This window comes from Geodermatophilus sp. SYSU D00705 (assembly GCF_054050135.1).
Window position 1 is genome coordinate 49,769 of the sequence record NZ_JBJGYT010000026.1, and the last position, 12,476, is coordinate 62,244.

At 76.4% G+C, this 12,476-nt stretch carries 12 protein-coding genes; 9 read left to right on the plus strand and 3 right to left on the minus strand.

Features of this window, described 5'->3' with window-relative positions; genetic code table 11:
• Nucleotides 1-108: 108 nt before the first annotated feature.
• From ACI78Q_RS17995 to ACI78Q_RS18025, 7 genes are all read left to right on the plus strand, one after another.
• Nucleotides 109-429 carry a DUF6504 family protein gene (locus ACI78Q_RS17995; protein ID WP_456924804.1) on the plus strand — a complete coding sequence of 107 codons (321 nt, stop codon included), beginning with the start codon at nt 109-111 and terminating at the stop codon, nt 427-429.
• The gene (locus ACI78Q_RS18000; protein WP_456924805.1) at nt 429-917 is read left to right on the plus strand and encodes an SAV_6107 family HEPN domain-containing protein; all 489 of its coding nucleotides are present in this window, start codon (nt 429-431) and stop codon (nt 915-917) included. Before ACI78Q_RS17995 ends, ACI78Q_RS18000 begins: the two co-directional genes overlap by 1 nt.
• A 73-nt stretch (nt 918-990) precedes the next feature.
• Complete coding sequence (locus ACI78Q_RS18005; protein ID WP_456924806.1) at nt 991-4,758, plus strand: DNA polymerase III subunit alpha; 3,768 nt, start codon at nt 991-993, stop codon at nt 4,756-4,758.
• A 149-nt stretch (nt 4,759-4,907) separates the two neighbouring features.
• Complete coding sequence (locus tag ACI78Q_RS18010; protein WP_456924807.1) at nt 4,908-5,396, plus strand: VOC family protein; 489 nt, start codon at nt 4,908-4,910, stop codon at nt 5,394-5,396.
• A 260-nt stretch (nt 5,397-5,656) separates the two neighbouring features.
• Entirely contained in the window at nt 5,657-6,415 is a 759-nt protein-coding gene (locus ACI78Q_RS18015; RefSeq protein ID WP_456924808.1) for a class I SAM-dependent methyltransferase, read from the plus strand.
• Between the two features lie 14 nt (nt 6,416-6,429).
• Complete coding sequence (locus tag ACI78Q_RS18020; RefSeq protein ID WP_456924809.1) at nt 6,430-7,608, plus strand: alkaline phosphatase family protein; 1,179 nt, start codon at nt 6,430-6,432, stop codon at nt 7,606-7,608.
• A gap of 109 nt (nt 7,609-7,717) precedes the next feature.
• Nucleotides 7,718-7,846, plus strand: coding sequence for a hypothetical protein (locus tag ACI78Q_RS18025; RefSeq protein ID WP_456924810.1), 129 nt, complete (start codon nt 7,718-7,720; stop codon nt 7,844-7,846).
• A 3-nt stretch (nt 7,847-7,849) separates the two neighbouring features.
• Here the strand turns inward: ACI78Q_RS18025 and ACI78Q_RS18030 are convergent, their stop codons facing one another.
• The 3 genes from ACI78Q_RS18030 to ACI78Q_RS18040 all read right to left on the minus strand — a co-directional run bounded on the left by ACI78Q_RS18030 (nt 7,850) and on the right by ACI78Q_RS18040 (nt 10,432).
• Nucleotides 7,850-8,791 carry a sucrase ferredoxin gene (locus ACI78Q_RS18030; RefSeq protein ID WP_456924811.1) on the minus strand — a complete coding sequence of 314 codons (942 nt, stop codon included), beginning with the start codon at nt 8,789-8,791 and terminating at the stop codon, nt 7,850-7,852.
• 10 nt (nt 8,792-8,801) lie between these two features.
• Nucleotides 8,802-9,890, minus strand: a complete 1,089-nt coding sequence (locus ACI78Q_RS18035) for a cupin domain-containing protein (RefSeq protein ID WP_456924812.1) — start codon at nt 9,888-9,890, stop codon at nt 8,802-8,804.
• Nucleotides 9,891-10,123: 233 nt separating this feature from the next.
• Nucleotides 10,124-10,432 carry a BatC protein gene (locus tag ACI78Q_RS18040; RefSeq protein WP_456924813.1) on the minus strand — a complete coding sequence of 103 codons (309 nt, stop codon included), beginning with the start codon at nt 10,430-10,432 and terminating at the stop codon, nt 10,124-10,126.
• A 214-nt stretch (nt 10,433-10,646) separates the two neighbouring features.
• On the opposite strand from ACI78Q_RS18040, the gene dinB reads away from it, so the two are divergent.
• Both dinB and ACI78Q_RS18050 read left to right on the plus strand, forming a co-directional pair.
• A complete protein-coding gene (dinB, locus tag ACI78Q_RS18045; protein WP_456924814.1) occupies nt 10,647-11,849 on the plus strand; it encodes a DNA polymerase IV in 1,203 nt (400 codons plus the stop codon).
• A 185-nt stretch (nt 11,850-12,034) separates the two neighbouring features.
• On the plus strand, nt 12,035-12,442 hold the full coding sequence (locus ACI78Q_RS18050) for a DUF3040 domain-containing protein (protein WP_456924815.1): 408 nt from the start codon (nt 12,035-12,037) through the stop codon (nt 12,440-12,442).
• Nucleotides 12,443-12,476 lie beyond the last annotated feature (34 nt).

Sequence of the window (12,476 nt, forward strand, 5' to 3'; positions counted from 1 at the left end):
ACACGCGTTCGAACAGCGAGCCGGCCTCCCGCCGCTCCCGGGTCCTTCCCCACCCGGTTGCGGTGGGCCGGGGCCGGCCGCTCGGCGCAGAGCGGTGGGGAGTCTGTCATGAGCCGGGTGCTGGGTGGGGTCGGCGGTCGGGTCGGCGAGGAGGTGCAGGTGGAGCGAGGGCCGCTCGGTCCGGCACAGTTCTGGCGCGGGCAGTCGCGGTACGTCGTGGGCGAGCTGCTCGACTCGTGGGTGGAGACCGCGCCCTGGTGGGACGCCGGGGTGGCCGGCGGCGCCTCCGCCGAGCTGGTCGCCACCCGCGAGGTGTGGCGGCTGGAGGCGGTCCGGGCCGGGCGCTCCCGGATGAGCTTCGCCGGGGTCTTCGACCTGTCCTGGGACCCGACGGCCAACCAGTGGTCGCTCGTGCGGGTGCACGACTGATGGGCGCCGTCCACGTCATGGCCGACCAGCTGCCGCTGCCCCCACCGCTGCCCCCGGCTGCCGTCCAGTTGCTCGACCAGGCCTCCCGGGCGCTGGCGGAGGCGGCGGCGAGCACCGACGCGCGCCAGCGCTACGCCACCGCCCACCTGGGTGCCCTGCGCGCCGCCGCGGCGGTGCTCGCCGCCCGCACCCGTCCGGAGGGCGGCCGCCGGCGGCCGCGCAGCGCCTGGGTGCTGCTCGGCCAGGTCGCCCCGGAGCTGGGCGAGTGGGCCACCTTCTTCGCCGCCGGCGCCGCCAAGCGGGCCGCCGCGGAGGCCGGCCTGTCCCGGGCGGTCACCGAGCGCGAGGCCGACGACCTCGTCCGCGACGTCCGCGCCTTCCTCGCCGTGGTCGAGAGCAGCCTGGGCAGCACGCCGCCCGAGCCCGAGTCGCCCCGCCTGGCGCGGCCCCGGGTGGTCGGCGGCTCCGAGCACCGTCGCCGGAGGTGAGCGAGCTCGCGAGCTCACCAGGGGGCGCAGCAGCCCCGCGAACGCGGCCGACGAGCGCCAGCGAGTCGGACTCGTGAGCGCCGACCCCTTCGTCCACCTCCACGTCGCCTCGGGCTACTCCATGCAGTACGGGGCCAACCACCCGGCCGACCTGGTGAACCGGGCCGCCGAGCACGGCATGCGCGCCCTGGCGCTGACCGACCGGGACGGGCTCTACGGCGCGGTGAAGTTCGCCCTCGCCTGCCGGGCGGCCGACGTGCGCCCGGTCTTCGGGGTGGACCTGGCCGTGGTCCCGTCGGTCGACTCGACCGTCCCACCGGCGCTGGCGCCGGCCCTCGGTGGAGGGCACTCGTCCGGGCTGGCCCGCGCGCGCCGGCCGGACACCCCGGCCGGGCGGGCCGGCTCGGGGCGCCGGGTGCCGGCCCGCGGCGGTGCCAGCGTCGACCCGCGGCTGCCGCGGGTCACCTTCCTCGCCCGGGACGGCGCCGGCTGGCGCTCGCTGTGCCGGCTCACCAGCGCCACCCACCTGCGCGGCACGCGCGGGGAGCCGGTGAGCTCGCTGGCGCTGGCCGCCGAGCACGCCACGGGGCTGGTCGCGCTGCTGGGCCCCGACTCCCCGGTGGGGCGGGCGCTGGCGGCCGGCCGGGCCGACGTCGCCGCCGCGCGGCTGGCGGCCTGGCGCGCGGTCTTCGGCGCCGGCTCCCTGGTGCTGGAGGTCGTGCACCACCGCGGCCGGGGCGATCGCGCCCGGGGGCAGGCGCTGATGCGCTTCGCCGCCGCCGAGGGGGTCCCGGTGGTGCTGACCAACGCGGTCCGCTACGTCGACGCCCTCGACGCGCCCACCGCCGACGTCCTCGACGCTGCACGCCGGCTGGTCCCGCTCGACGCCCGGCACGTCGACCGGCGCACCGCCGAGGGCTACCTGAAGTCGGGCAAGGAGATGGCCCAGGTCGCCGAGGAGCTCGTCGGCCCCGACCGCGAGGCGGTGCTGCGGTTGCTGGAGCGCACTGCCCGGCTGGCCGAGCAGTGCGCCGTCGACGTCCGGGCCGATCTCGGCATCGGCACCGTGCGCTACCCCGAGCTCGACGTGGTCACCACCCCGGCCGAGCAGGGGATGGGGCCGTCGCAGGTGCTGCGGGCGCGCTGCGAGGCCGGGCTGGGCCGGCGCGGGATGGCCCTGACCGAACGGGTGCGGGTGCGGCTGGAGGAGGAGCTGGAGGTGATCGACGCCCTCGGCTACCCGTCCTACTTCCTCACCGTCGCCGACGTGGTGGACCTCATCTCGAGCTTGAGGGTCCGCGCGGCGGCGCGCGGCTCAGGGGCCGGGAGCCTGGTCACCTACCTGCTCGGCATCTCCGACGTCGACCCGATCCGCTACGGCCTGCTGATGGAGCGCTTCCTCTCCCCGCTGCGCCACCAGCTGCCCGACATCGACATCGACGTGGAGTCCGCGCGCCGGATGGAGGTCTACGACGCGGTCATCGACCGCTTCGGGGCGCACCGGGTCAGCTGCATCTCGATGATGGACACCTACCGGGTGCGGCACGCCATCCGGGACGTCGGTGCCGCGCTGGGCCTGCCCCCGGCGGAGATCGACGCCGTCGCCAAGGCCTTCCCGCACATCCGGGCCAACCAGGTGCACGCCGCGCTCAAGGACCTCCCGGAGCTGCGGGCCAGCCGGCTCGGGTCGCGGCGCAGCGGCGGCTCGGGCGACCTCGACCTGCTGTTCGACCTCGTCGCCCGGCTCGACGGCCTGCCCCGGCACATCGCCCTGCACCCGTGCGGGGTGCTGCTCTCCGACGCCACGCTGCTCGACCGCACCCCGGTGGAGAACAGCTACCTCGGCTACCCGATGAGCCAGTTCGACAAGGACGACGTCGAGGAGCTCGGGCTGCTCAAGCTGGACCTGCTCGGCATCCGGATGCAGTCGGCGATCGCGCACGCCCTCGACGAGGTGGCCCGGGTCGACGGGGAGGTCGTCGACATCGACGCCGTGCCCCGCGACGACCCGACGACGTTCGAGCTGATCCGCAGCACCCGCACCCTCGGCATGTTCCAGATCGAGTCGCCGGGGCAGCGGGAACTGGTCGGCAAGTTCGGGCCGCAGACGTTCGAGGACATCATCATCGACATCTCGCTGTTCCGGCCCGGGCCGGTGAAGAGCGACATGGTCACCCCCTTCCTCATGGCCCGGAACGGCTGGCGGGACACGGTCTACCCCCACCCCGACCTCGCCTTCGCCCTCGAGGAGACCGCCGGGGTGGTCGTCTTCCACGAGCAGGTGCTGCAGGTGGTCCACCGGATGACCGGCTGCACCCTGGCCGAGGCCGACGAGGTGCGGCGTGCGCTGGGGGAGAAGGACGCCCACCCGGAGGTGCGCGCCTGGTTCGTGCCGCAGGCGCTGGCCGCGGGCTACCAGCCCGAGGTCGCCGAGCAGGTGTGGGAGGTGCTGGTCGCCTTCGGCTCGTTCGGGTTCTGCAAGGCCCACGCGGCGGCCTTCGCCCTGCCCACCTACCAGTCGGCGTGGCTCAAGGCGCACCACCCGGCGGCCTTCCTGGCCGGGGTGCTCACCCACGACCCGGGCATGTACCCCAAGCGGCTCATCCTCGACGACGCCCGCAACTTCGGCGTCCGCGTGCTGGGCCTGGACGTCAATGCCTCGACCGGCGCCTACCGCGTCGAGCGGCTGGACGACGAGGACGAGGACGCGGGCCCGTCGTGGCGGCGGCCGGAGTGGATGCCGACGTCGATGGCCGACCCGTCGCGGTACGGCATCCGGCTGTCCCTGGCCGACGTCAAGGGGATCTCCGACGACGAGGTGGCCCGCGTCGTCGCCGGGCAGCCCTACCGGTCGCTGACCGACTTCTGGCACCGGGCGTCGGTGTCCCGGCCGGTGGTGGAGCGGCTGGTGCTGGCCGGCGGCTTCGACTCCCTCTACGGCTTCGGGGTGCGCGATCGAGAGGCCGGCCGGCCCACCCGCAGCCGTCGGCAGGTCACCCGCCGTGACCTCCTGCTCCAGATCGGTGAGCTGGACCGGTGGAGCCGCAACGGTGCGAAGGCGAGCTCCGGCGGGCAGCTCAGCCTCGACCTCATGGGGCTGGAGCTCCCCGGGGAGGAGGACGCCGGCCCGGAGGAGGCGGGCCTCAGCTGGGCCACGGGCAGCGGGCTGCCCGAGTTCACCGACGCCGAGCTGGTCCGCGCGGAGCTGGAGGTCCTGGGCCTGGACGCCAGCCGGCACGTCGTCGACTTCTACCGGCCGTTCCTCGCCGCGATCGGCGCGGTGCCGGCCGGGGAGCTGCTCGGCAGCCGCAGCGGCGCGGAGGTGCTCGTCGCCGGGGTCAAGGTGGCCACCCAGACGCCGCCGATCCGGTCCGGGCGGCGGGTGGTCTTCGTGACCCTCGACGACGGCACCGGCTGCACCGACTCCACCTTCTTCGAGGACGCGCAGGGTCCCTACGCCGCCACGGTCTTCCACTCGTGGCTGCTGGTCATCCGGGGGGTGCTGCGCCGCACCGGCCCGCGGGGGGTGTCGCTGCGGGCCACCGGGGCGTGGGAGCTGCCGGCGCTGCACGAGGCGTGGGAGACCGGCGGGGTGGCCGCGGTCGCCGAGCAGATGGCGGCACCGGGGGAGTACACCGAGGCGGCCATCACCGGGGCGGCGGCCTCCCGCGGCTCGCGCCCGGTGGTGGTCAAGCCGGTGCTGGTCCACCCGACCGGGTTCCGGATGTCGCCCTACGCCGACATCAAGCCGGCAGGGGACGACGCCGCCACCGCGGCGCGGCGGGCGGCCGCGGCACCGCGGAAGCTGTGGCACTCCAGCCCCGGCAGCTCGGGTCACTGAACAGGCCCCGCCGGTGGCGTGCGGTTCCGGCGCGTTCCCCCGCCGGGGTGCGCCGGAACCGCACACCCACCGGCGACGAGAGCCCGATGAGTTCCGGGCGGCCGCGCCGTCTCCTCCCTGACGGCAGACCAACCGGGGAGGAGACCCCCATGCCGAAGCAGATCCCGTGCCTGTGGTTCGACGGCCAGGCCGAGGAAGCCGCCCAGCTCTACACCTCGGTCTTCCCGAACAGCTCGATCGGTGACGTCACCCGCTACGGCCCCGACATGCCGCCGCCCATGGAGGAGGGCGACGTCCTCACCGTGGACTTCACCCTCGACGGGCAGGAGTACACGGCCCTCAACGGCGGGCCGCAGTTCCCGTTCACCGAAGCGATCTCGTTCCAGATCATGTGCGCCGACCAGGACGAGGTCGACCACTACTGGGACCGGCTCATCGCCGACGGGGGCGAGGAGAGCCAGTGCGGCTGGCTCAAGGACAGGTTCGGCGTCTCGTGGCAGGTCGTCCCCGTCGAGATGCTCAGCCTGCTGAACGACCCCGACCCCGGCCGGGCGCAGCGTGCCACCCAGGCGATGCTGCAGATGCGCCGCCTCGACATCGCCGAGATCCGGCGGGCCGCCGACAGCGTCCCCGCCTGAGGGGCCCCGTCCAGAGGCTCGCCGCGAGCGTGCGAGCGGTGAGGACGGGGTTCTCCTTGGCTCTTGGCCCCGTCCAGAGGCTCGCCGCGAGCGTGCGAGCGGTGAGGACGGGGTCCTCCTTGGCTCTTGGCCCCGTCCCGAGGCTCGCCGCGAGCGTGCGAGCGGTGAGGACGGGTCCTCCTTGGCTCTTGGCCCCGTCCAGAGGCTCGCCGCGAGCGTGCGAGCGGTGAGGAGGACGGGGTCCTTATAGGCTCCGACGGGTGCCGCCGTCTGCTCCTGCCTCGCCCGCCGCGGACCAGCTCCCTGCCCGGGCGGCCGCCGTCTGGGCCGCCCTGGACCCGCTCGTCGCGGCCGGCACCCCGCTGCGGGTGCTCGACGTCGGCGGGGGCAGCGGCAACTTCGCCGTCCCGCTGGCGCGTCTCGGCCACGAGGTGACCGTCGTCGACCCCAGCGCCGACGCCCTCGCCACCCTCCACCGCCGGGCGGAGACCGCCGGCGTCGCGCGGCGGGTCCGTGGCGTGCAGGGCGACGGGGACCTGCTGCACGAGGTGGTCCCGGCGGGGAACGGCGACGAGGGCAGCTACGACCTGGCCCTGTGCCACTCGGTGCTCGAGGTCGTCGACGACCCCGCCACCACCCTCCGCGAGATCGCCCGCGCGCTGCGCTCGGGCGGCACCGCCAGCATCGCCGCGGCCAACCGGGCCGGGGCGGTCCTCGCCCGCGCGGTCGCCGGGCACCCGGTCGAGGCCCTCGCGCTGCTCGAGGACCGCGACCCCGCCCCGCGCCGCGCGGCCCGCCCCGCCCGCCGGCGCTTCACCCCCGACGACCTGCTCGCGTTGGTCGAGGGCGCGGGGCTGCAGCCGGGCACCTGGCGGGGGGTCTCGGTCGTCGCCGACCTCCTCGACGTCACCTCCGGCGCTGACCCGGCCGCCGTCCGCGGCCTGGAGCTGGCGCTGGCCGGGAGCTCGCCCTACCGCGACGTCGCCGCGGGGCTGCACGTCCTGGCCACCCGGACGTGACGCGGGACGGCGCAGTGTCGGCCGCGTCCCTCCCGGCGGACCTGGCCCGCCCCCGCTACGGGACCGCGACGCTCGCCGACGTCCTCCCCGGGGCCGCCGCCGCCCTGGGCGTCCCGGTGGAGCGCGGGGACCTGCCCGCCGACCCCCTCGGGCTCACCGCCGCCCTGGCCGGCGCCCGCCGGGTGGCCGTCCTGCTGGTGGACGGCCTCGGTGCCGACCTCGTGCGCGCGCACGCCGACGTCGCGCCCGTCCTCGCCGGCCTGTCCACCCCCGTCGGTGACCTGTCGGCGCCCTGCCCCAGCACCACCCCGGTCAGCCTCGCCACCCTCGGCACCGGCCTGCCCCCGGGCAGCCACGGGATCCTCGGCTTCGTCACGGCCGTACCGGGGGAGGAGCGCACCCTCAACCACGTCCAGTGGGCCGACGACCCCGACCCGCAGGCCTGGCAGGCCCGGCGCAGCGTGTTCGAGCAGGTCGCCGCCGCGGGCGTCGAGGTCAGCGCCGTCGCCCCCTACGCCTTCGCCGGCTCCGGGCTCACCCGGGCGGTCTACCGCGGCGCGCGGTACGCGGGCACCGTCAGCCCGGGCGACCTCGCCGCCCGCCTGGTGCACTCGCTGGCGGCCGCCCCGCGCAGCCTCGCGTACGGCTACACCGCCGAGCTCGACCTCACCGGCCACGTGCGCGGGCTGGACTCCGACAGCTGGCGGGCCCAGCTTGCCATCGTCGATCGGCTCGTCGAGCAGGTCGTCGACGGCCTGCCCGACGACGCCGCCCTGCTCGTCACCGCCGACCACGGGATGCTCGACGTCCCGCCGGAGACCCGCATCGACCTCGACGCCGACCCGGTCCTCGACGAGGGCGTCCGGCTGCTCGCGGGGGAGCCGCGGGCCCGCTACGTGCACGCCGTCGACGGCGCCGCCGACGACCTGCTGGCCCGGTGGCGGGAGGTCCTCGGCGACCGCGCCTGGGTCGCCGGCCGGGACGAGGCGATCGCCAGCGGCGTGTTCGGCCCGGTGGACGACGACCTCGCGCAGCGGATCGGGGACGTCGTCGCCCTCGCCCGTGGCACCTGGGCGCTCACCGCGACCGAGCGGGAGCCCGGTCCCAGCCGGCTGGTCGGCTACCACGGTTCGCTCACCGCGACCGAGCTGGCGATCCCGTTGCTCGCCGCGCGGGGCCGCGCCCTGACTTGAGTGCTGCGTCCCCGCGCGGCCGTTGACGGCGGCGGCCGGGAGGACGGACGACAGTGCCCGGCGACCGGCGCTCGACGTCCCCCTCGATCCCGGCAGGGCGGAGTCCCCGATGACCGCCAGGCGCGCACGCCGCACACCCGTCTGGACCGGCCTGGCCCCCGCGCCGGTCGTCGCGGTGCTCCTCGTGGGGTCGGTGCTGGTCGCGTCCGGCACGGCCGCCGCCGGCGCGGGAGCCTGACCCCTAGACTGCCGGGACCAGCCGCACGTGCCAGACGTGGGTGTGCGCCTCGTGGGTCGCCCGGCAGGTGAGCCGGGCCGCCTCCTCCGACATCCGGCTCTCCACCTCGGCCACCACGTCGCCGCCCGGGCCGGCGAGGGTCACCACCCACCGCTCCACGTCCGAGCCGTGCGGGGTCAGCCGCCGCACCGCGCGCGGCGGCAGGTCGTCGACGCCCAGGAGTGACAGCTCGCCCCGGGCGGCGTGCTGGGCGGCCTGCACCGGCGGCGGGCAGCCGGCGCGGCCGCGCAGCCACGGCAGCGCCACCCGCCCGGCGGCGTGCGCGGCCACCAGCGGGGCGCCGTCGTCGGGCACCTGCCCGTAGTAGAAACCGTGCGGCAGCACCAGCACGTTGGCCGCGAAGCGGTCACCGCCCAGGTGGCTGCACTCCCACACGTCGTCCGACGGCATCAGCCGCGCCAGCGGCCGGCCGCGCAGCGCGCAGCAGGCGTCGTGGCCGCCGTGCGCGCACACCAGGTACGTCGGCCCGGTGGCGGGCTCGCCGACCGAGCCGTCCCACGGGGCGTCGAGCAGTTCGCCGTCCGCGGCGCGGGAGGACCACCACAGCCCCTCCCGCCCGGGCCGGCCGTCGACGTAGGCCCAGCGGCGCGGGGAGTCGGTCAGCCGGTCGCCGGGCCGGCGGACGAGCAGCACCCGCACGTTCTCCACCCGCGCCCGGTGCGCCACCTCCTTGGCGACGTCGGGGTCGAAGCGGGACTGCCGCAGCGCGTCGACGCCCCACGGCCCCGGCTGCTCGATGAGCAGCCAGCGCTGCGCGGGGGAGGCAGTGGCCACCCCGGAGTCGCCGCGGACGAGCGCACGCACCGAGCAGCGGTCGTCGTCGATCCGGCCGACCGGCCGTCCGGGGACCTCCCCGGGGCGGCAGAAGTCGGTCGCGTCCGTCACGCCGGGCGGCTCACGATCCGGTCCCGGGCGCGCGGTCACGCGCCCCATCGTGCCCCGGGACCCGGCCGGGGACGACGGCGTCGGGGACGACCGCGATCGACTCGGTCACCAGCCGCCGCGCGAGGGTCAGCTGGTCGGCGTCGTCGAGGCCGGGCAGGTCGGCGACCTTCAGCTCGCCCGCGGCCAGCAGCGCGGCCAGCGCGGGGCGGGTCGCTGCGGGCGACTCGAGCGACCGGCGCCCGGCGTCCAGCGTCACCCGGTCGCCGTCGGCCTCTCGCAGCCGGCAGCGGAGGCGGGGGCGGACCCGCAGCACGGTGTCGGCGGTCAGGGCCGCGGCGGCGGTCGCCTGGGCCAGGGGCGCCACGGGCTCGGGCCGCACCTGGGCCCAGGTGCGGCTGCGCAGTCGGTCGGCGACCTCGGCGGGGTCGACCCGGTCCAGCCAGCCCTTCAGTGCGGCCACGACCGCCGTGACGTCACCGGTCACCGCCGACGGGTCGGCGAGGTCGAGGCCGAGCGGGAGGGAGCGACGCAGCTCGGGGTCCTCGGCGGCGAGCACGCGCACGAGGTCGAGCGCGGACTCGGCGGCCGCCCAGCGGGTCACCGGGTGAACCCCGATGGTGAGGTGCGCGCTGATCTCGCCCAGCGCGGTCGCCGCGTGCAGGTAGCCCCGGGGCAGGTAGAGGGCGTCGCCGGGGCGCAGCACCGCGTCGATCACCGGCTCGCCCTCGGCGGCGGCGGCCACGGCGGCAGCCCGGTCGTTCCACGGCTGGGTGCGCAGCGGGTCGGGGAGCACCGGCTCGTGGATGCGCCAGTGCTTCTCGCCGGCCACCTGCAGGACGAAGACGTCGTGCACGTCGTAGTGGGCGGAGAACCCGCGCGAGGACGGCGGGGTGATGTAGGCGTTGACCTGCGTGGGGTGTCCCAGGTCGGCGGCGAGCTGGTCGGCGAACTCGATCAGCGGCGGCCACAGCCGGTGCAGCCCCTGGAGGACCACGGTGCTGCCGTCGGCGAACAGTCGCAGCACCGCGTCGGAGGAGATCTGGTCGGCGATCTCCGCGCCGGCGCCGCCGGAGGTGGTGAACCGCTTCGGGTCGACCACCGCGCCGTCCTTGGCGATCCGCAGGAACGGGGTGCGCAGCCCGCGGCGGGACAGCAGCTCGTCGACCGCGGCCAGGTCGAGCAGGTCGGCGAAGGACCCGCCGGTCCGCTCGGCCCGGGTGAGCAGTGGCCGGCGCGACCAGTACTCCTCGGCGAAGACCTGCGGGTCGAGGGCGGTGCACCGACGCAGGGCCGGCCGGGAGTCCGGCCGGCCCTGCGTGGTGGTGGTCTCGGTCAGGCCGAACCGTCCGCGCCGCCGTCGGCACCGCCGTCCGCGCCACCGTCGCCCGCACCGCCGTCGGCGCCTCCGTCCGCGCCACCGTCGGCCCCGCCGTCACCCGCACCGCCGTCGGCGCCTCCGTCCGCGCCACCGTCGGCCCCGCCGTCGGAGCCGCCACCGGAAGCCCCGCCGTCGGCCGGGCCGTGCGCGCCGCTGTCAGCCCCGCCGTCGGCGCCGCCGTCACCCGCGCCGCCGTCGGCACCGCCGTCCGCGCCGCCGTCGCCCACGCCGGCCGTGGTCATGTCATCGTCGTCGAGCGCCATGGGTCTCCGATCACATCGGGTCGCGAGCCACCGGACGGTGGCCCTCCGGGCGTGCTGTACCTCACGCATCCTGCTCTCACACACCCGCTCCGAGCAGCGGGAACGGCGTGTCGGCAACGGCTCGGTCACGACGCGGTGTCGGGGTGCCGGGACCGCGCCGGGGGCGTTACCGTCCTCCCGACGTCGAACACGTGTTCGACGTCGGGAAGGGGTCATGAGCCAGTCCGCCCGTGCTGCCGGGTGCGGCGTGCTGCACGTCGACATGGACGCGTTCTTCGCCAGCGTCGAGGTGCGCCGCCGGCCAGAGCTGGCCGGCACCCCGGTGATCGTCGGCGGGGCCGGCAACCGCGGCGTGGTCACCTCGGCCACCTACGAGGCGCGCCGGTACGGGGTGCACGCCGCGATGCCCACCTCGCGGGCGCTGCGGCTGTGCCCGACGGCGACGGTGCTGCCGGGGGACATGGCGCTCTACGCCGAGGTGTCCCGGTCGGTCATGGCGCTGTTCCGCTCGATCACGCCGCTGGTCGAGCCGCTGAGCCTCGACGAGGCCTTCCTCGACGTCTCCGGGGCGTCCCGGCGGCTCGGCGACGCCGCCGAGATCGGGGAGTACATCCGCGCGCGCGTCTACGACGAGCAGGGCATCACCTGCTCGGTGGGCGTGGCCGGCACCAAGTTCGTGGCCAAGCTGGCCTCCACCTCCGCCAAGCCCGACGGGCTGCGCGTCGTCCGGCCCGCCGAGGTCATGGAGTTCCTGCACCCGCTGCCGGTCGGCGCGCTCTGGGGGGTGGGTGCCAAGACCGAGGAGGTGCTGCTGCGGCTGGGGCTGCGCACCGTCGGCGACCTCGCCCACGTGCCGGCCCGCACGCTGCAGCGGGCGGTGGGCCCCGCGGCCGGCTCCTCCCTGCACGAGCTGGCGTGGGGCCGTGACCCCCGGCGGGTGGTGCCCGACGAGCCGGAGAAGTCCGCCGGGCACGAGGAGACCTTCGCCACGGACGTCGACGACCCCGTGGTCATCCACCGGGAGCTGTTGCGGCTGTCCGAGCGGACGGCGGGCCGGCTGCGCGCGGGTGGCTGGCTGGCCCGCACGGTGAGCATCAAGGTGCGGTTCGCCGACTTCGCCACGATCACCCGGTCCCGCACCCTCGACGTCCCGACCGACGTCGGGCAGGAGCTCTACGACACCGCCCGCGCCCTGTTCGACGCCCTGGGGCTGGAGCGGGCGCGGATCCGGCTGGTGGGGGTCCGGGCCGAGCGGCTGGTCGAGGCCGGCTCGGCGCCCCGGCAGCTGGAGCTCGGCGCCCGGGAGCGCGGCCGCCGGGAGGCCGAGCTCGCCGCCGACCGGGCCGCCCGCCGGTTCGGTGCCGGCGCGGTGCGCCCGGCGACCCTGCTGCACCGCGACCGGCAGCGCACCCGGTGACCGCCGGCGAGGAACCCCGGACGGCGCTCGTTCGTCCTCTCCCTGGAGTCCCCGACCCACTCGCGAGAGTGATCACGGCGGGTCGGGGACGACTCGCCTTTCGCGCCCCGCAAAGGGCTCGTATCCTCGATGTCACCGTCGGCGGCACCTCCGACGGGATGTGTTCAGGCCCCATGGAGGTCGACGTGCCGCTCTCCGAGCACGAGCAGCGTCTGCTGGAGCAGATCGAGCGCGCCCTCGTCGATGACGATCCGAAGTTCGCCTCGCAGGTCCGCACCGGTGACCGTCGGGTCAAGGCCCGCCGCAAGCTGCAACTGGGTGCCCTCCTGCTCCTGGTCGGGATGGCCGTCCTCGTCGGTGGCGCCGTGGCCCCGTCCGTCCCTCTCGGCGTCCTCGGGTTCCTGGTCGCCTTCGGTGGCCTGGCCCTCGCCGTCCTCAACTACCGGTCGGCCACCGGCGTGGTCGAGTCCGGCCCGACCGGGTCCACCGGGCCCGCGGCCGCGCCCGGGCGCGGCGGCCGGGGTGGCAAGCCCCGCCGCCAGCCGCTGAAGAACCGCCTCGAGGAGCGCTTCCGCCGCCGCTACGACCAGTAGCCCCCACGAGCCCCGCGACAGCCGCCGTCCCCGC